Below are 18,487 nucleotides of genomic sequence, written 5' to 3' on the forward strand. Positions count from 1 at the left end.
GCCTGTCAGATGGTCTGCAGCTCCGGCCAGACGACGGTGGCCGCACCCCAGGACAGCCCGCCGCCGAACGCGGTGAGCAGCACCCGGTGGCCCGCGGTGAGCCGTCCCTCGGCGGTGGCCTCGGCGAGCAGCAGCGGGATCGACGCGGCACCGGTGTTGCCGACCCGCGCGATGTTGCTCAGCCGCCGCTCCTCGGGGACCTCGAGCCGGTCCGAGACGGCGTCCAGGATCCGGGCGTTGGCCTGGTGCGCCACGAACCGGTCGACGTCGTCCAGACGCCAGCCGGCCCGCTCGGCGGCCTCGGTGGACGCGGCGGTCATGCGCTCCACCGCGTGCCGGTAGGTCTCCCGTCCGAGCATCCGGAAGAAGTACTCCTCCGGGGCGGCCGGACGGTCCGACGAGCGCTGCCGGGAACCGCCCGCCGGTACCTCGATCAGATGGCTCAGCTCGCCGTCGCTGCCGAGCACCAGCGGCCCGATCGCCCCCGGTTCACCGGCCGAGCCGGCCCGCAGGACGACCGCGCCCGCACCGTCCGCGAAGATCACCGCGGTGGTGCGGTCCTCGGGGTTGATGATCGTGGTGAAGGCGTCGGCCGCGATCAGCAGCACGCTGTCCGCGACCCCCGCCGCGATCAGCCCGGCGGCGGACGCCAGGCCGTACAGGAACCCGGAGCAGACCGCCGCCACGTCGAAGGCCGGCACCTGCCCGAGCCCCAGCCGCGCGGCCACCTGCGGCGCCGTCGCCGGGCAGGGCTGGTCGGGGGTGGTGGTGGCCAGCACCACCGCCCCGACCTGCTCGTCGCCCGCCGACTTCAGCGCCCTCAGACCCGCCTCCACCGCGAGGTCGCCGGTGGAGGTGCCCGGCGAGACGAAGCACCGCTCGGCGATCCCGGTCCGGGTCCGGATCCAGGCGTCGGAGGTGTCCAGCCGCCGCGACAGGTCGTCGTTCGTGACGACGTTGGGCGGGACGTACGATCCGATCCCGCTGATGACCGCGGCCCGCCCGGTGCTCATGCGCCGGCCTCCGAGGCGAGGACCTCCACCGGCAGGCCCATGTACGCCATGCGGACCTCGGCCATCTCGTCGGTCCACCGCTCGGCCATGTCGTAGCGCTGCTCGGCGGTGGTGTCGAGGAGGCGGACGCCCGGCCACACCTCGTAGTCGCCGATCAGGTCGGCGTGCTCGAACATGCCTTCCTGGAACAGCTCCTCGCGGTGGATGACGAACTCCCGGTCCGGGATCTCGTCCCACAGCTTCACGCCGGAGCGCAGGATCTCCAGCAGCCTGGGCCTGTACTCCGGGTGCGCGGCGACGTGGTCGCGCAGGATGGTGCTGGCCACGGTGAGGTGGCGGATCTCGTCGATGGCGGTGCCTCGGGAGATCTCGCCGGTCGCCGGGGACAGCGGGGTCCACTTGCGCTCGCTCAGCTCGGCGGCCGGGGCGAGCACGCCCTCGATGATGATAGCGAAGACGGCCACCCCGCCGGGGAAGTCGGCCTGGTCGCGGACGATGTCCAGGGTGAAGTCCACCACCGGGTCCAGCACCCGCCTGCGGTAGTCCCGGGCCATCTCCTCGATGTCCTTGAGCAGGGTGCCCGCCGGGACGCCCAGCTCCACCAGGTGCTGCCGGAAGACCCGGGCGTGCCGGGCCTCGTCGATCAGCTGGGTGGCGTAGAACTCCATCTCGGGGATGCCGGGCGCGATCGAGACGTAGTGGCCGAGCAGCCGGGTGGCCAGCTCCTCCGCCAGCGCCCGGAAGCCGAACTCCAGCACCAGCGCCTGCCGCAGCGGGCCGGGTGCCTTGAGGAAGTCGGGCGTGGGCGCGTTCTCGTGGTGGCCGGTCACCCCGCGGTCGCGCAGCGTGCCCTGGGCCACCGAGGTGATCCAGTAGGCGAGGTCGCACTCCTCGGGGCCGAGGGTGAGTTCCTTCGCGCCGTCGAGCAGACCGGGTGCCTTGTCCCAGTCCGCCTCCGGTGCCACGGGTGCGGTCATGATGCGGCGGCCTCCTTCGCCGGGCGCAGGGATCCGGCGTACAGACCGCCGGTGTAACTGAACAGCGGGAGGCCCTCGTCCGCGGTGGCGCGGACGACATGGCCGAGCAGCAGCTCGCTGTCGCCCGCCGCGTGCGCGGAGTGGAACCGGCAGACGTAGTGGCCGAGCGCGCCCGCGATCAGCGGGGCGTGCGCGTACCGGTCGGTAGTCCAGGCCAGGCCCTCGAAGGCCGAGGCACCGTCGGGCCGCGCGCTGTCGGCGAACCGGCGGGCCACGTCGGCCTGCTCGCCGCCGAGCACGTTGATCGCGAACCGGCCCTCCTCGGCCGCCAGCCGGGCGAAGGACGAGCCCGCCCGCAGGACGACCCCGACCAGCAGCGGCGCCCGCGAGACCAGGGTGACCGTGCTCGCGGTGGTGCCGTGCATCCGCTCCTCGGGGCCCGTGGTCAGCACGGAGACCGGGGAGGCCAGGTGGTACAGGGCGCGCCGGCGCTCGGCCGGGTCCTGGCGGACCGTACGGCGTACGGTTGCGGTGGTCATCGCACGGCCTCCGTCTCCCGCACGGCGGGCCGCGCCGGGACGTGCCCGACCGGCACCGGGTCCATGGCGTGGCCCACGGGCTTCGGGTGGGACAGCCCCAGGTCGTCGAGGAGGCGCAGATAGCCCTCCTGGCGGACCGGTTCGAAGGGCAGCGCGAAGGACTTCATGAAGTTGCCGAACAGGCCGCGGTCGCCGAACAGGTGGAACGGCAGCACCAGCAGCGCCCACTCGGGCTTCACCAGCCAGCACCACAGCGCGGCGACCGCGCCCTGCGTGATGAGGCTGTGCATGACGTTGTAGAGGACGTAGTACGCCTTGGGGATCGGCCGCCCGCCGCTCTTGCGGAACGCGATGGCGCCCGGGATGTAGCCGATCAGGTCGATGTAGAGGAACAGTCCGAGCGCCGGCAGCCAGCGGATGTCGCCGAAGTGGTAGACGATCATGCCGGTGGTGACGGCGAGGCCCACCAGGTACTCGGCGCGGTGCAGCGAGTAGGTGCGCGGGGTCTCGAAGGGGTTCGCCTGGTCCATGGTCAGCTCCTCGCGCGGGTCCTAGGCGCCGACCGCGGCGGGCGTGGTGAGTTCGATGCCGCCCTGGATGCGCACGGCCGGGAACAGGCCGGTCAGCGCCCAGGCGACGGTCTCCTTGATGACCCGCTCGGCGATCGGGTCGAGGATGCCCTCCAGGCTCGGGATGCCGAAGTCGAAGTCGGCGTCGAACCGGACGGCGACGTCCGCCCCGGACTGCTGGAAGGACCAGACCCCGGTGAAGGAGTCGAAGTCGCCGTCGGACTGCTCGAAGCGGACCTCGCCGCTCTCCGGCAGCACCGTGTCGTCCTCCGTCCAGCGCAGCAGGCCGCTGCGGAAGTGCAGCTCCCAGCTGGAGGAGGCCTTCGGGTCGGGGTAGGAGGCGTGCACCGTGGTCGCGTTGACGTGGGGCGCGAGGTCCGGGTACTTCTCCCAGCGCCGTACGGCGTGCAGGACCGTTTCGGCCTGCTCCGCGGGTATCAGGGCATCGAGTTCGACGTGCCGCACGATCAGTTACCGCCTTCCGGCATTTTGGCCGCGCCCTTGATCAGGTCGCGGGTGGCCAGGTCGAAGGAGTCGACGAGGAAGTCCAGGTCGGTGTCTTCCAGCACGGCGGGCGGGGTGAACCGCACCACCGAGCTGCCGTTCATGGAGTGGTTGGCGACCACGCCGTGGTTGAACAGTTCGATCAGCAGTTCGCCGGCGAGTCCCGCCTCGACCAGCTCCACGCCGATGAGCAGGCCCCGGCCGCGCACGTCCACGACCAGCTCGGGGATGTTGCGGTGGGCGACCTCCGCGATCCTCGGCAGCAGCCGGGCACCGAGGTCCATGGCCCGGGTGACCAGGCGCTCCTCCTTGACGGCCCGGATCGCGCCCTGCACGGCCGCCATCAGCACCGGCTGCCCGGAGAAGGTGGCGGTGTGGACGTAGGGGTCCTTGTCGAAGGGGCGGAACGCCTTGCGGGTGGCGACGGCCGCGGACACCGGCATCACCCCGCCGCCGAGCGCCTTGCCGGTGAGCAGGACGTCCGGGACGACGCCCTCGATGTCGGCGCCCCACCACTCGCCGAGCCGCCCGAAACCGGACTGCACCTCGTCGAGGATGAGGAACCCCTCGTACTCGCGGACCAGTTCCTCGACCCGCTTGAGGTAGCCCTTGGGCGGGATGATGACGCCGCCCTCGCCCTGGACCGGCTCCAGGATCACGCAGACCTCGCCCGGGTGGGCCCTCAGCTCGGCCTCCAGGGCGTCGGCGTCGCCGTACGGCAGGTGCTGGAAGCCGGGGACGAGCGGGCGGAACGGCGCCTGGTAGACGTCCTTCGCGGTCGCCGACAGCGCGCCCAGGGTCTTGCCGTGGTAGCCGCCGCGCATCGAGACCGTGTGCTTGAAGCCTCCCGCGCGGGCCAGCTTCAGTCCGGTCTCCACCGCCTCCGCGCCGGACAGCGCGAAGTGCACGCGGTCCAGGCCGGCCGGCATCACGGAGACCAGCGACTCGGCGGCGCGGGCCACCGTCGGCTCCAGCAGGATGCGGGTCGCGGTGGGGTGGGTGCGCAGCTGGCGCTCCACCTCCTCCATGACGATCGGGTGGCGGGCGCCCATGATGAACACGCCGTAGCCGCCCGCGTTCAGGAAGCGCTCACCGTCGCTGGTGGTGAGCCAGGCGCCCTCGGACGCCGTCTCCATGTGGCTGCCGAACAGCTCGGCGAGCGTGGCCCGGCCCTTGCTGAGGTGGGCGCGGTACAGGTTGAGGATCTCCGCCTCGTCGTCGGCGGCCGAAGCCGCCGCGGCCTGGGGGGATTCCTGGATGACGGTCACGTGTCGCTCACTCCAAAGAGGGTGGGTGGGGGAGCGCCCGAAGGGGCGCGAGACCGAACCGGCACGGTCGGCTATGCCAGGACCAGCGGCCCCCCGTCGAAATACGTGAGAAGCGCCTCGGCCGCGGCGATGCGGGACGGCGGGTGGAAGGCCAGCGCACGCGTCGCGGCGGCGACCTGCGCGCTCCCCGGATTGCTGATGAACTCCAGCCCGCCCAGCAGCTCCAGGGCCCGGCCCACGATGTCCGGCAGCGCGTTCTGCACGGCGTACCGGGCGACCAGCACGCGGGCCACCGACTCCTCGTCGCCGGGCTCCTGGCCGGTGCCGCGGGCCACGCCCTCCAGCAGGGCCAGCGCCGCCTCCATGTCGACAGCGAGCGCGGCCCGTTCCTCGGCACCGCCCCGCTTGCGCTCCAGCACCTGCTCGACCAGCGCGGCGGCGCCGCCGGCGTACCCGGCGGAGATCAGCATCTCGAACCAGACGAACCCGGCGGACTGCAGGTCGTCGAGGCGGGTGGGGTCGTCGTCGCCGGCCCGCACGACCATCTCGACGGGGACGAACACGTCCTCCAGCCGGACCTCGTCGCTTTCGGCGCCGGCCAGCAGGTCGTTGCCCCAGAACGGGTGCACGGACAGGCCGGGCGCCTCCGCCGGGACCAGCGCGAGCGCCAGCTCCGGCTCCCCGCCGTCCTCGCCGTGGATGGCGATGGACGCGGTCAGCAGGCTCATCGAACGGGACAGGCTGCAGGGCTTCTTCGACCCGGACAGCAGGAACCCGCCCTCCACCGGGCGCGCGGTGACGGCCGGCTTGAGGATGTTCTGCGCGGTCCGGCCCTCGGCCCAGCCGGAGGCCAGCACCTGCTGCTCGGGCACGATCCGGTGCAGCAGTTCGGTCTGCGCCCGGGTGAGCCGGTTCGCCTTGACGGCGAGCGAGTACAGCATGGCGGCGGTGAAGTGGTGCATGGACACGGCAGCGACCAGCGACGGCGACAGCGCGCCGAGGGCCAGCTGCACCCTCAGCGCCTCCAGCGGGGCCGCGCCGTGACCGCCGTAGGACTCGGGTATCAGCAGACCCACCCCGCCGTGGATGCGGAACAGGTCGATCACCGGGCTGCCGGGCTGCTCCCGCTCGGCGTACGGAATCTGCTCCAGCTCCTTGAGCAGGCCGGGGTGGAACCGCTCGCACACGGTCCGGGCGGCATCGAGGGAACGCACGGGGAACCTCCGGAAGACTTCGAGGGCGGTGGATCAGGCGCCGAAGACCGCGTCGTACGGGCTGACGTCGCGGGCGATGCTGACTCCCTGGACGTGGGAGGTCTTGAGCATCGGGTAGTTGGCCTCGCCGAACGCGCCACCGGTGCGGCCGGTGCCGCCGTGGCTCGGCAGGTACGGAAGGAAGCCGATGTGGGAGTCGTTGACCTTCAGCAGGCCGCCGTTGACCGTGCGCCGCACGAAGGTCTCCACGACGTGGTCCGAGCGGGACCACAGCGAGTTGCGCAGCCCGTAGTCGTTGCTGTTGACGAACTGCAGGAACGCCTCGAGGAGGGCGTCGTCGTTGTCGCGCTCGGGCACCACGATCGGGACCAGCGGGAAGAAGGTCTCCTCACGCACCACGTCGTACGTCCGCGCCCGGTCCAGGCCGTCCACCCGCACCACCGTCGGCTGCAGGAACACACCCGTCTCGGAGACGGTGCCGTCCAGCTCGGTGCGGTTGCCACCGGTGACCAGCTCGGCGCCGTTGTCGATGGCCTGGCGCAGCAGCCGGAAGAACCGCTCGCTGCGCCGCACCGGCGACAGGAGCACGTCCTCCTCCTCGGGCAGGCCCGGCCTGATGCCCTTGACCTGCTCCTTCACCTCGGCGATCAGCGCGTCGGCGACCTCCGGGTGGACCAGCACGTAGTTGGGCACCATGCAGATCTGCCCGGAGCCGTAGAACGCCTCCGTGATCGCCTCGGCCGCCCACTTCACGTCGGCGTCCTTCCACACCACGATCCCGTCGTTGCCGGCGAGTTCGAGGATCGGCTTCTTGCCGTGCGCCACGCAGCTCTGCTCGAAGCGCAGGCCCTCCTGGCTGCCGCCGATGTAGAAGATGTCGTTGATCAGCGGATCGGCGATCCAGCGGTCCATGGTCTGCTTCGGGTTGGAGCACACCGCGTTCAGCACCCCGGGAGGCGCGTCGATCTCCTCCAGCAGCGGGGCGACGACGTCCCGCAGCAGCCACATCGTGGACAGCGCGATGCTCCGCGGCGCCCGCACCACCACGGCGTTGCCGGCCATCAGCGCCAGCACGCACAGCGCGGCGCTCGGCAGGGGGGCGTTCTGCGGCGGGTTGAAGGCGACCACACCGTCGGGCTGGCGCTGAAGGATCAGCCGGCGCCCGTTGTACTCCTTCTCCACCCGCATCTGCTTGGCGTACCAGCGCAGGGAACCCGGCGCGTAGATCTGCAGCAGGCAGCTCAGCTCCCAGCGGGCCAGCTTGACCGGGTGGGACTCGGCGACCAGCATCCGCAGGAACTCGTCCTCGTGCTTGATGAGTTCCTCGCGGAACCGGGTGCCCAGCCGCATCCGCCGCTCCAGCGGTACGGCCGCCCATTCGGGAGCGGCCGCCGCGGCCGCCTGCGTGGCCACGTCGATGGCGGCGTCGTCCGCGATCGCGCAACGCCCGACGACATAGGGGTGCTTGGCCGCCTCGGACTCCGGGTCCTGTTCGAGGGAGCGCTTCAGGCTCACGCTCGTGAACACGTCTTCCAGCAGCGAACGCCCGCTGACGGTGTAGACCCAGCCGTCCCCGGCGACGTCCTTGCCCGCGATGTAGAGGTCGTAACTCTTCAATCCGGAAGGTGCCTCAGCACTCTCCTCCTGCGCGGCTTCGCGAAGCATCTTCAGCCTTTCGGATATGGCGTGTGGATTTCTTGAAGCAAGGCCGAGCGTGGCAGCGGAATCTGACCCCGCGCTGACACCGGACTGATCCAGCCAAACGGGCCGGCCCGACCCGTCAGTGGGGCGTCAGCCGGCGCTGCTTGCATGAGGCGCATGCCACCTGTCGACAGCACCCTCCAGAGACTGCGCGAGCTGCCGCGCAGTGAACTCGCCGAGGAAATAGAGACGATCGTCCTGGAGAAGTTCAAGGCCGTTCTCCTCATGGACGATTCCGAGGATCTTCCCCTCGACATCAGCTATTTCGATCTCGGGCTCACCTCGCTGCGCCTGACCGAGATACGGCAGACCCTGGAACAGCTCCTGGACCTGTCCATCAACGTCAGCGTGCTCTTCAACGAGCCGACGATCGCCCATCTCGTGGACCACCTGACCCAGGCCATCCAGGAAGCTTGAGGAGTAGCTCCATGCCGCGTAAGGAATCAGAGCAGGCGCCCGAGCCGGTAGCGATCGTCGGAATCGGTCTGCGGTTCCCCGGCGGCAGCGGCTCGCCCGACGAGTTCGACGCCTTCCTCCGTGAGGGCCGCAGCGGAATCGGCCCGATCCCCCGGGACCGCTGGGACGTCGACGCGTTCACCCCCGAGGGCCCCGACGACAAGGGCAAGATCCGCGCCTCGGCCGGCGGGTTCCTCGACCGCATCGACCTGTTCGACGCCGGCTTCTTCAACATCTCCCCGAAGGAAGCCCGCTACATGGACCCCCAGCAGCGGCTGCTGCTGGAGACCGCCTGGCAGGCGCTGGAGCACGCGGGCATCGACCCCGCCCCGCTGCGCCGCGGCAACGGCGGCGTGTACATCGGGGCCAGCTCCATCGACTACGCGCTCGAACTGGACTCGCTCCCGTTCGAGGAACTGGACGGCCATCTGGCCTCCGGCATCACCATGTTCCCGCTGTCGGGCCGGCTGTCCTACTTCCTCGGCTGGCGCGGCCCGAGCATGAGCGTCGACACCGCCTGCTCCTCCTCGCTGGTCGCCCTGCACCTCGCCGTGAACGCGCTGCGCGCCGGCGAGACCGACATCGCGCTGTGCGGCGGCGTCAACGCCCTGCACCACCCGCGCATCCCGGTGATGTTCTCCAACGCCCAGATGCTCTCCCCGGACGGGCAGTGCAAGACCTTCGACGAGGCCGCCGACGGCTACGCGCGCGCCGAGGGCTGCGGCGTCGTCGTGCTCAAGCTGCTCTCCGACGCCGAGCGCGACGGCGACCGCGTCCTCGCCCTGGTGCGCGGCACGGCCGTCGGCCAGGACGGCGACAGCGCCGGCCTGACCGTGCCCAACGGTCCCGCGCAGGAGAAGGTCATCCGCACCGCCCTGGCCGCGGCCCACCTCGCGCCCGAGGACATCCAGTACGTCGAGGCGCACGGCACCGGCACCCCGCTCGGCGACCCCATCGAGTTCGGCGCCATCGGCGACGTCTTCGTCGACTCCCACACCAAGGACCGTCCGGTCCTGGTCGGTTCGGTGAAGACCAACCTCGGACACATGGAGCCCGCCTCCGGCATCGTCGGCGTCATCAAGACGGTGCTCCAGCTGCGGTCCGGCACGGTCTACCCGCACCTCAACCTCGACACCCCCTCCGGGCGCATCCCCTGGGACCTGTACCCGATGCGGGTGCCCACCGCCCCCGAGCCGTGGGAGGCCGAGGTCAGGCGGGCGGTCGTCAACAGCTTCGGGTTCGCCGGGACCATCGGCGCCGTGGTCCTGGAGCAGGCGCCGCAGACCGCGGTACGGGACGGGGCGCCGGGAGCCGCACCGCTGTTCACCCTGTCGGCGAAGAACGCCGGCGCGCTGCGTGAACTCGCCGCCTCCTACCGGCAGCTGCTCGACGAGCGGCCCGAGGTCTCCGTCGCCGCGCTCTGCCACAGCGCCAACACCACGCGCGCCCACCACCCGTACCGGACCGCCGCCCCCGTCGCCGACCGGGCCGCGCTCGTGAAGCTCCTCGACCGTGCCGCCGAGGCCGAGCACGAGGGGCCGTCCGGCATCCGCAAGACCGCGTTCATGTTCACCGGCCAGGGCTCCCAGTACGCCGGCATGGGCGCCGCCCTGTACGAGGCCCTCCCGGTCTTCCGCGCCCATGTGGACGAGTGCGACGAGCTGTTCGCCGCGCATCTGGGCCGCTCCGTGCGCGAGCTGCTGCTCGGCACCGCCGACGACCCCGAGGTCATCGACCGCACCGAGTACACCCAGCCGGCCCTGTTCACGCTCGAGTACGCCCTCGCCCAGCAGTGGATGGCCTGGGGGGTGCGCCCCAACGTGCTGATCGGGCACAGCATCGGCGAGGTCGTCGCCGCCGCCGTGGCCGGGCTGTTCAGCCTGCCGGACGCGGTCAGGCTGGTCGCCGCCCGCGCCCGGCTGATGCAGGCCGTCACCGCCGAGGGCGGCATGGCCGCCGTCAGCGCGCCCCTGGACGAGGTCGCCCCGCTCCTGGAGGGCCGCGACGACCTGGCCGTCGCCGGCGTCAACGCCCCCGACCAGACCGTGATCTCCGGCGCCACCGCCGCCCTCGACGAGGTCAGCGCCATCCTCACCGACCGGGGCGTGCGCGTCGAACGCCTCAAGGTCTCCCACGCCTTCCACTCGCCGCTGATGGCCGAGGTCTACGCCGACTTCCGTGCCGCCCTGGACGGCATCGCCTTCCACGAGCCGCAGATCAGCCTCATCTCCAACGTCACCGGCCGGCTCGCCCGCTTCCGCGAGATCGGCAACCCCGATTACTGGGTGCGGCACATCGGCGAGCCCGTGCGCTTCCTCGACGGCATCCGGGCCGTCGCCAAGCGCGGCCGGCACGCCCTGATCGAGGTCGGCCCGCAGGCGGGGCTCACCGCGCTCGCCCGGCGCTCGGTCACGGTCGAGGACCACCTGTGGCTCGCCAGCCTGCGCCGCCGCGACACCACGACCACGACCACCCTGACCGCGCTCGCCGAGTACTACGCGGCCGGCCTCGCCGTCGCCTGGGACGGCTACCACGCCGGCCACCCGGCGCCCGCCCGCGTGGACCTGCCGACGTACGCCTTCCAGCGCAAGCGCTACTGGCTGCCCTCCGTCACCCCGCGCCGCTCCGCCGCCGGCGGCAGCGCACGCCACCCGCTGCTCGGCACCGAGGAGCGCTTCGCCAGCGGGGTACGGGAGTTCACCGCCGAGTTCACCGCCGAGGAACTGGGCGCGCTCGCCGACCTCGCCGACGGCGGCCTCACGGTGCTGCCCGCCGGCGCCTACGTCGACCTGCTGCTCGCCGTGCAGGACGCGGTCCAGGGCCACGCCCGCCACGCCGTCCGAGACCTGCGGCTGCTCGCCCCGCTTGAGCTGCCCGCCGAGACCGTCACCGCGCTCACCACCCGCTGGCGGCCCCGCCACGGCGGCGGCGCCGAGGTCGAGGTGTTCACGATCGTCGGCGGCGAGGAGAACGTGCACGCCACCGCCGTCGTCGCCGCCGAGCCCGAACCCCTGGTGCCGGTCTCCGAACTGGCCGAGCTGGACGCCACCCTCGCCCCGGCCGCCCAGCACATCGACGACGAGGACATCTACACCGACCTCGCCTCCGTCGGCCGCCCCCAGGGCCCGCGCATGCGCCTGCTGCTGAGCGCCACCCGGCACGGTGACGGCCTGGTCTCCGGCGAGCTGACCGGCCGTGACGCCACCGCCGTCGAGCACGTCCCGGCCGAGCTGCTGGAGGCCGCCGTGCAGGCGCTGGTCGTCCTCGACCCCGAGGGACCGGTGTTCGTGCCCCGCGAGATCGCCTCCGTACGGCACTTCCGCAAGCCGCGCGGCGAGAACCTGCGGGTGCTGGCCCGCGTCCGCGGCGACCAGGACCGGCGCCTCGCCGACGTGCTGCTGCTGGAGAACGGCGACCCGGTCGCCGAACTCCTCGGGGTGCGCATGGCCCGCCCCGAGGGCCGGCACGGCCGCCGCCAGTTCCTGCACCGGCCCGACTGGGTGCGCCGCGCCCTGCCGGCCCGCCAGGGCGCCCCCGCCCGGCACGTCGTGCTGATCGACCCCTCCGCCCAGCGCGCCGCCGAACTGGCCGCGGAACCCGGCCTGCGGGTGACCTGGCTCCCCGACCTCACCGACCTCAAGGCCGCCCTGGAGGACCCCACCGTCACCGACGTCTGCCGCCTGTGGCGCCGGCGCCAGGAGCCGATGTCCGCCGACCGGCTGCGCGCCGAGTGCGAGGACAACTACCGCGAACTCCTCACGCTGACCGGCGCCCTGGAGGCCGCGGCCCGCCCGCCCCGGCTGTGGCTGGCCACCGAGGGCGCCCAGTGGCTGCCCGGCGACCCGGCCGGCGACGGCGGCCACCTCGGCGCCGCCACCCTGTGGGGCTTCGGCCGGGTGCTGCTGACCGAGTACCCGCAGTACCGGACCACCCTGGTGGACCTCGCCCCGGGCAGCGGCCTCGCCCCGCTGGCCGAGGAGTGGCGGGCCGAGCCGCCCGGCGAGTACCAGGTCGCCCACCGCCCCGGCCGCCGCTACGTCCGCCGGCTGCTCGCCGGTGACGCCACGCTCACCTGGACCGGCGGCTTCGAACTGCGCGCCCCCGACTCCGGCGACCTGTCCGACCTGGCGCTCGCCCCGGTCACCGACCGGGCACCGGGCGCGGACGAGGTCCAGGTCCGGGTGCGCAGCGTCGGCCTGACCGCCGAGGACGCCCGCGCGGCCCTGGACACCGGCCGGGCCGAACGCGCGGAGGAGGGCGAGGAGGAACCCCCGCCGCTGCTGGGTCGGCTGGCGCGCGGCACGGTCCTCGCCACCGCCGACGGCACCGGATTCGCGCCCGGCGACGAGGTCCTGGTCCGCCACGACGGCACCTTCCGCGCCACGCTCACCGTGCCCGCGGTCGCCGTCGTGCACGCCGGCGGAGCCGACGACACCGCGCCCGGCTTCCGGCTGGACGAGACCGGCGAGGCCCTGCGCACCGCCCTGTCCGACCCCGCGGGACAGACCTGGGTGACCCTGCCGGAGGACCCGGAGGAGCAGCCCGGACGGCCGGATTCGGCGGACGAGGGCCCCACCGGGCTCCGCCCCGACCGCACCTACCTGGTCACCGGCGGACTCGGCGGCCTGGGCCTGGTCACCGCCCGCAAGCTGGCCGCGCTCGGCGCCCGGCACCTCACCCTGGTCAGCCGCAGCGGCCGGGCCACCGAGGAGGCCTCACCGGTCCTCGCCGACCTCGCCGCCGAGGCCGAGATCGACGTCGTGCGCGCCGACGTCTCCCGCCCGCAGGACGTGCAGCGGCTGGTGCGGCACATCGAGGCGGGCCCGTACCCGCTCGGCGGGATCGTGCACGCGGCCGGCTCCTACGACAAGAAGCTGGTCTCCGAGCTGACCTGGGAGTCCATCGACGCCCAGCTCGCCGCCAAGGTTTACGGCGGCTGGCTGCTGCACGAGGCCGCCGACAGCTCCTTCCCCGAGCTGGACTTCTTCGTCACCTACTCCTCGATCGCCTCCGTGCTCGGCGGCGCCACCCAGGGCCACTACGCCGCCGCCAGCGCCGGGCTCGACGCGCTCGCCGAGTGGCGCAGCCGGCGCGGGGTGCCGGGCCTCTCGGTCAACTGGGGCGCCTGGGCGAGGGTGGGCATGTCCGCCCGCCTGGAGGAGCACCTCAGCGAGGAGATCGAACGCAGCGGCGTCCGCTTCTTCTCCCCGACCCGCGCCCTGGACACCCTCGCCCGGCTCTGGGGCCGGCCCCGCACCCAGCGGATCGTCGGCGAGTTCGACTGGGACCGCTATGTCTCCGGCAGCGTCACCGGCGACCTGTTCTACGACCGGCTCGCCCGGCAGGCAACCGACGACGACGGCACCGGCCTCGACCTCGGCGCGCTGACCGCGCTGCCCGCGGCCGACCGCCTCGCCGCCGTCACCTCCGCGGTCCGCGAGAAGGTCGCCGCCGTGCTGCACCTGGAGGAGGGCGACGAGCTGGACATGACCAACGAGTTCGTCTCGCTGGGCCTGGACTCCCTGATGGCCCAGCAGGTCAAGGCCGGGCTGGAACAGGCCTTCCGGCTGCCCCTGCCGGCCTCCCTCACCCACGACCACCCCACGGTCCGCGCGCTGGCCAACTTCGTCGACGGGCAGCTCGGCCCGGTAGCGACCGCCTGACGTCACGCAAGGGACGGGAAACCACCATGAACGAGACACCGAGGGAGCGCTGGACGCTCCACCACTCCGCCCGCGCCCACGCCGGCACCCGCCCCGACCACCCGGCGATCGTGTGCGAGGGCCGCGTCACCACCTACGACAAGCTGCACCGGGACAGCAACCAGGCCGCGCACGCCCTGCACACCAGCGGGGTACGGCGCGGCGACCGGGTCGCCTACCTGGGCCGCGAGTCGGCGAACTACTACCTCGTGATGATCGCCTGCGCCAAGGCCGGCGCGGTCCTCGTGCCGGTCAACTGGCGGCTCACCCCGAACGAGGTCGACCACATCCTGCGCGACTCCGGCGCCGCGCTGATCTTCGTGGACGACGAGTTCTGGGACACCGTCGCCACGGTCCGCCACCAACTGCGCGGCCTGCGCCGGGTGATCCGCGTCGACGGCACCGACGCCGACGGCGAGCCGGCGCGCGGCGCGGGCCTGCTCGCCTGGGCCGCAGACCAGCCCGACACGGACCTCGCGCCCGGCACCGGCCCCGACGACGCCGTCATCCAGATCTACACCAGCGGCACGACCGGCCTGCCCAAGGGCGCGGTCCTCGCCCACCGCAGCTTCTTCACCCTGCCGCACGCGAGCCGCGAACAGGGGCTGGACTGGATCGACTGGCTGCCCGAGGACGTCGCCCTGATCTCCCTGCCGGGCTTCGGGGTCGCGGGCATCGGCTGGTTCCTGCACACCTTCAACGCCGGCGGCACCAACGTGATCATGCCGCAGTTCGACCCGCAGGAGGCGGTACGCCTCATCCGCGCCCACGGCGTCACCACCACCTTCGCCGCCCCCGCGATGCTCCAGGCGATGGCCGCCGAACGCGAGGCCGGGCCCGAGGCGTTCACCTCGCTGCGCAAGATCGCCTACGGTGCCGCGCCCATGTCCGAGACGCTGCTCAAGCAGTGCCTGGAGACCTACCGCTGCGAGTTCGCCCAGATCTACGCCAGCACCGAGACCGGCAGCGTCGCGGTCTGCCTCCCGCCGGAGGCGCACCACCCCGGCAGCGCGGTCCTCACCTCCGTGGGCAAGGCCTGCCCCGGCAACGAGATCAAGGTGGTCGGCCCGGGCGGCGAGATGCTGCCGCCCGGCTCCATCGGCCAGATCTGCGTGCGCGCCCCCTCCCGGATGCTCGGCTACTGGAACCTGCCCGAGGCCACCGCCCGCACCCTGGTGGGGGAGTGGTTGCACATGGGCGACGCCGGCTACCTCGACGAGGACGGCTACCTCCATCTGTGCGACCGCATCAACGACACGATCATCGTGGCCGGCCAGAACATCTACCCGGCGGAGGTCGAGAAGGCCCTCGCCGCGCACCCGGCGGTCGCCGACGCGGCCGTGGTCGGCCTGCCCGACGAGCGCTGGGGCGAGAGCGTCCACGCCGTGGTGGTGCTGCGGCCCGGTGCCAGGGCCACTCCCCGGGAGCTGCTGCTGTCCCTGCGGGGCCGCATCGCCGACTACAAGATCCCCGGCACCTACCACTTCACCGAGTCCCTGCCGCGCAACCCCTCGGGGAAGATCCTCCGCCGCGCGGTGCGGGAACAGCTGACCACGCCCGCCAGGGACCCACTTGGGAGCACAGTGTGACTTCACCACGGATCGGCATCCTCCTGCCCACCCGGGAGCAGGCCATCAACGGCAGCTACGCCGCGGCCCCGCTGCTCGACTTCGCCAGGCGCGCGGAAGCCCTCGGCTTCGACTCGCTGTGGGCCGGTGACTCGCTCACCGCCCGCCCCCGGCTCGACCCCCTGGTCGTCCTCTCCGCGGCGGCGGCGGCGACCCGCACCATCACGGTCGGCACGGCGGCCCTCACCCCGGCCCTGCGCCACCCCCTCATCGGCGCGAACATGATCGCGAGCCTCAGCCACGTCGCGGCCGACCGGCTGGTCCTCGGCCTCGGCTCGGGCTTCCCGATGCCCGAGACCGAGGAGGAGTTCGCCTCGGTCGGCGCCTCCTTCCAGGGCCGCGTGGGCCGCCTCGACGAGATCACCGCGCTGTGGCGCACCGCCTGGCGCTCCGGCGACGACGGCGAACCCACCGAGTTCGAGGGCCGGTTCTGGCAGGCGGAGAACCTCGACCGGCTGCCGTCCCCCGCCGTCCCCGGCGGCCCGCCGCTGTGGCTGGCCGGCAGCGACACACCGAAGGTGCTCGCCCGCGCGGCGACCCGCTACGACGGCTGGCTGCCGTTCCTGCCGGACGTCGACGCCTACGCCCGCGCCCGCGTCCGGCTCGGGGAACTCGCCCGGGAGGCGGGCCGCGAGGTGACACCCGCGCTGTACGCCACGGTCACGGTCAACGCCGACGAGAGCGCGGCCAGGGCCGAGCTGGAGCACTACATCAGCCACTACTACGGCCGTTCCCTGGAGCAGATGCGGACCATCCAGGCCTACGCCTGGGGGAGCGCCGAGAAGTGCGCCGAATGGCTCGGCGGCTACGTCCGCGCCGGCGCCCGGCACCTGGTCGTACGGATCGGATCCCTCGACCCGGAACCGCAGTTGAAGGAGATCGCCGAGGTGCTGCTGCCCGCCGTGCGCGCCCTCGGTTCGTCCACCACCGTTGGGAGTACGCAGTCGTGACCACCGCCACCGGCACCATCGGCAGCCAGATGTCCAGCGAGGGGCACTGGTTCCACCCCGTGGAGCCCTCGCCCGACGCCTCGATCCGGCTGTTCCTGCTGCCCCACGCGGGCAGTGGCGCCATCATCTACCGCGACTGGGAACGCCTGCTGCCGCCGGACATCTCCCCGCAGGCCGTCACCCTGCCCGGCCGTCACAACCGCCGGGAGGAGCAGACGTACGAGAACTTCTGGCCGCTGCTCGACGCCCTGCACGACGCGGTGCTCAACGACCTGGACGACAGGCCGTTCGCCTTCTTCGGCCACTGCCTCGGCGCCCAGCTGGCGTTCCGGCTCGCCATCCGCATGGAGGAGGAGGGCGGCCCGGTCCCGGCCATGGTCGGCATGTCCGGCTGGTCGCCGGTGGGCTTCTTCAAGCCCACCGAGGAGCAGAGCCGGATGCCGGAACCCGAACTCATCGAGTGGATCAAGAAGTTGGGGTCCTTCCCGGCCGAGGTCTACGACAACCCCGAGATGCTCGCGCTCGTCGTGCCCGCGCTGCGCTCCGACCTCCGGGTCGCCGGGGACTACGACGACGACGGCGCCGGCGTCAGCTGCCCGCTCGCCTCCTACGGCGGCCGCAGCGACCCGCTCCAGGAGGCCGCGGACGCCATGTCGCACTGGGCCGGGCGCACCCCGTCGTACCTGGGACACAACGAGTACGAGGGCGGCCACTTCTACATCGACACCCACGCACAGGCGGTCACCGCCCACTTCGCACACCGGCTCCAGCGGACCGTGGCCACCGCCGTGAGCTGACCGGGGCGAAGGCGCGTCAGCGCCGTGTCAGCGGGTCGCGAGAAGCTGCAAGGCGGCCCGCCGACACGGCGTCCGTCGGTCTCTCCCCGACGAACAGCCGAGGCCATCCCACCCGAGAGAGAGAACGGCATGAAATTCGAAAACGACCTCTACATCGCGTCGGCCGCGTCCTGGCTACCGGACACGGTCCCGGTCACCCGGGCCATGGCGGAGGGCCTCCTCGACGAGGACCACCGCGACCTGGGCTTCGAGCACATCGCCGTCTCCGACGACCTCTCCGCACCCGAGATGGCCGTACGCGCGGGACGGCTGGCCGTGGCGCGCTCCGGTGTCGGCCCGGAGGACGTCGGGCTGGTCCTGCACGCGTCCAGCAGCTATCAGGGCCACGACATGTGGCCCACCGCGGCCTACGTCGCGAACGAGACCGTCGGTCCCGCCGCGCCCGGCTTCGACCTCCAGCAGCGCTGCAACGGCGCCCTGGGCTCGGTGAGCCTGGCCGCCGGCTACCTGGCCTCCGGGCTGGCCACCGAGGTGCTGATCACCACCGGCGACCGGTTCGCGGCTCCCTGGGTCGACCGCTGGAACATCCAGATCAACTTCATCTTCGCGGACGGCGGCAGCGCGCTGATGCTCTCCGGGCGCACGGGGTTCGCCCGGCTGGTGGCGGCGACGCTGAGCGCCGACAACTCGCTGGAGCGGTGGAACCGCGGACTGGAGCCGTTCGGCGTCGCGCCCGGCTCCGAGGTGCGGCTGCGCGAGCGCGGCGCCCAGCACGCGGTGACCAAGGAGGCGGAGGGCTCCTGGGAGCGGTACGAGGCCGCCCTGATGGCCACCACCTCGCGCGTCCTGGCCGAGGCCGGGGTGAGCACGCAGGACGTCTCCCGCGTGGTCACGCCCAACGTGCACCGCAACAAGGCGCCCGAGAACTTCGACCTGCTCGGCTTCACCGAGAAGCAGAGCACCTGGGAGGTGGGGCGCCGCTACGGGCACATCGGCCCCGGTGACCAGTTCCTCGGCATCGAGCACCTCGTCCTCGAACGCGCCGTCGGACCGGGCGACCTCGTCCTGGTCGTCGCGGCGGGCGCGGGCTTCAGCTTCTCCGCAGCCGTACTGGAGATTCTGCACGTCCCGTCCTGGTGACGGGCGGGGCGGCTCCAGGGAACCCCCAC

Annotated in this window: 14 protein-coding genes; 6 read left to right on the forward strand and 8 right to left on the reverse strand. The window is 72.6% G+C overall.

The window, feature by feature from the left end:
- Positions 1-5 precede the first annotated feature (5 nt).
- From ACZ7FF_RS19940 to ACZ7FF_RS19975, 8 genes are all read right to left on the reverse strand, one after another.
- Positions 6-1,013 carry a beta-ketoacyl-ACP synthase III gene (locus ACZ7FF_RS19940; RefSeq protein ID WP_470813546.1) on the reverse strand — a complete coding sequence of 336 codons (1,008 nt, stop codon included), beginning with the start codon at positions 1,011-1,013 and terminating at the stop codon, positions 6-8.
- The gene (locus tag ACZ7FF_RS19945; RefSeq protein WP_470813547.1) at positions 1,010-1,990 is read right to left on the reverse strand and encodes a ferritin family protein; all 981 of its coding nucleotides are present in this window, start codon (positions 1,988-1,990) and stop codon (positions 1,010-1,012) included. Before ACZ7FF_RS19945 ends, ACZ7FF_RS19940 begins: the two co-directional genes overlap by 4 nt.
- Complete coding sequence (locus tag ACZ7FF_RS19950; protein WP_470813548.1) at positions 1,987-2,529, reverse strand: flavin reductase family protein; 543 nt, start codon at positions 2,527-2,529, stop codon at positions 1,987-1,989. The genes ACZ7FF_RS19945 and ACZ7FF_RS19950 overlap by 4 nt, the downstream gene beginning before the upstream one ends.
- The gene (locus ACZ7FF_RS19955; RefSeq protein ID WP_470813549.1) at positions 2,526-3,059 is read right to left on the reverse strand and encodes a hypothetical protein; all 534 of its coding nucleotides are present in this window, start codon (positions 3,057-3,059) and stop codon (positions 2,526-2,528) included. The genes ACZ7FF_RS19950 and ACZ7FF_RS19955 overlap by 4 nt, the downstream gene beginning before the upstream one ends.
- Before the next feature lie 21 nt (positions 3,060-3,080).
- Positions 3,081-3,563 (reverse strand): type II toxin-antitoxin system RatA family toxin, encoded by a 483-nt coding sequence (locus ACZ7FF_RS19960; RefSeq protein WP_470813550.1) that lies wholly within the window; start codon positions 3,561-3,563, stop codon positions 3,081-3,083.
- A gap of 2 nt (positions 3,564-3,565) precedes the next feature.
- Positions 3,566-4,870, reverse strand: a complete 1,305-nt coding sequence (locus ACZ7FF_RS19965; protein ID WP_470813551.1) for an aspartate aminotransferase family protein — start codon at positions 4,868-4,870, stop codon at positions 3,566-3,568.
- A 71-nt stretch (positions 4,871-4,941) separates the two neighbouring features.
- Positions 4,942-6,084, reverse strand: a complete 1,143-nt coding sequence (locus tag ACZ7FF_RS19970; RefSeq protein ID WP_470813552.1) for an acyl-CoA dehydrogenase — start codon at positions 6,082-6,084, stop codon at positions 4,942-4,944.
- Between the two features lie 33 nt (positions 6,085-6,117).
- Positions 6,118-7,749 carry an aldehyde dehydrogenase family protein gene (locus ACZ7FF_RS19975; RefSeq protein WP_470813553.1) on the reverse strand — a complete coding sequence of 544 codons (1,632 nt, stop codon included), beginning with the start codon at positions 7,747-7,749 and terminating at the stop codon, positions 6,118-6,120.
- A 153-nt stretch (positions 7,750-7,902) separates the two neighbouring features.
- Between ACZ7FF_RS19975 and ACZ7FF_RS19980 the strand changes: the two genes are divergently transcribed.
- The 6 genes from ACZ7FF_RS19980 to ACZ7FF_RS20005 all read left to right on the forward strand — a co-directional run bounded on the left by ACZ7FF_RS19980 (position 7,903) and on the right by ACZ7FF_RS20005 (position 18,458).
- Positions 7,903-8,202 carry an acyl carrier protein gene (locus tag ACZ7FF_RS19980; RefSeq protein ID WP_470813554.1) on the forward strand — a complete coding sequence of 100 codons (300 nt, stop codon included), beginning with the start codon at positions 7,903-7,905 and terminating at the stop codon, positions 8,200-8,202.
- An 11-nt stretch (positions 8,203-8,213) separates the two neighbouring features.
- Positions 8,214-13,904 (forward strand): type I polyketide synthase, encoded by a 5,691-nt coding sequence (locus ACZ7FF_RS19985; protein ID WP_470813555.1) that lies wholly within the window; start codon positions 8,214-8,216, stop codon positions 13,902-13,904.
- Positions 13,905-13,930: 26 nt separating this feature from the next.
- Positions 13,931-15,532 (forward strand): fatty acid--CoA ligase, encoded by a 1,602-nt coding sequence (locus ACZ7FF_RS19990; protein ID WP_470813556.1) that lies wholly within the window; start codon positions 13,931-13,933, stop codon positions 15,530-15,532.
- Complete coding sequence (locus tag ACZ7FF_RS19995; RefSeq protein WP_470813557.1) at positions 15,529-16,521, forward strand: LLM class flavin-dependent oxidoreductase; 993 nt, start codon at positions 15,529-15,531, stop codon at positions 16,519-16,521. Before ACZ7FF_RS19990 ends, ACZ7FF_RS19995 begins: the two co-directional genes overlap by 4 nt.
- Positions 16,522-16,550: 29 nt before the next feature.
- The gene (locus tag ACZ7FF_RS20000; protein WP_470813671.1) at positions 16,551-17,318 is read left to right on the forward strand and encodes a thioesterase II family protein; all 768 of its coding nucleotides are present in this window, start codon (positions 16,551-16,553) and stop codon (positions 17,316-17,318) included.
- A 129-nt stretch (positions 17,319-17,447) separates the two neighbouring features.
- Positions 17,448-18,458, forward strand: a complete 1,011-nt coding sequence (locus ACZ7FF_RS20005) for a ketoacyl-ACP synthase III family protein (RefSeq protein WP_470813558.1) — start codon at positions 17,448-17,450, stop codon at positions 18,456-18,458.
- Positions 18,459-18,487: the final 29 nt, after the last annotated feature.

The sequence above is a fragment of the Streptomyces sp. NPDC037126 genome, from assembly GCF_055605965.1.

Coding starts and splice junctions, on each gene's coding strand:
- ACZ7FF_RS19990 (WP_470813556.1), top strand. CDS start 13,931: ATGAACGAGACACCGAGGGAGCGCTGGACGCTCCACCACTCCGCCCGC.
- ACZ7FF_RS19945 (WP_470813547.1), bottom strand. CDS start 1,990: ATGACCGCACCCGTGGCACCGGAGGCGGACTGGGACAAGGCACCCGGT.
- ACZ7FF_RS20005 (WP_470813558.1), top strand. CDS start 17,448: ATGAAATTCGAAAACGACCTCTACATCGCGTCGGCCGCGTCCTGGCTA.
- ACZ7FF_RS19975 (WP_470813553.1), bottom strand. CDS start 7,749: ATGCTTCGCGAAGCCGCGCAGGAGGAGAGTGCTGAGGCACCTTCCGGA.
- ACZ7FF_RS19940 (WP_470813546.1), bottom strand. CDS start 1,013: ATGAGCACCGGGCGGGCCGCGGTCATCAGCGGGATCGGATCGTACGTC.
- ACZ7FF_RS19950 (WP_470813548.1), bottom strand. CDS start 2,529: ATGACCACCGCAACCGTACGCCGTACGGTCCGCCAGGACCCGGCCGAG.
- ACZ7FF_RS19985 (WP_470813555.1), top strand. CDS start 8,214: ATGCCGCGTAAGGAATCAGAGCAGGCGCCCGAGCCGGTAGCGATCGTC.
- ACZ7FF_RS19955 (WP_470813549.1), bottom strand. CDS start 3,059: ATGGACCAGGCGAACCCCTTCGAGACCCCGCGCACCTACTCGCTGCAC.
- ACZ7FF_RS20000 (WP_470813671.1), top strand. CDS start 16,551: ATGTCCAGCGAGGGGCACTGGTTCCACCCCGTGGAGCCCTCGCCCGAC.
- ACZ7FF_RS19980 (WP_470813554.1), top strand. CDS start 7,903: ATGCCACCTGTCGACAGCACCCTCCAGAGACTGCGCGAGCTGCCGCGC.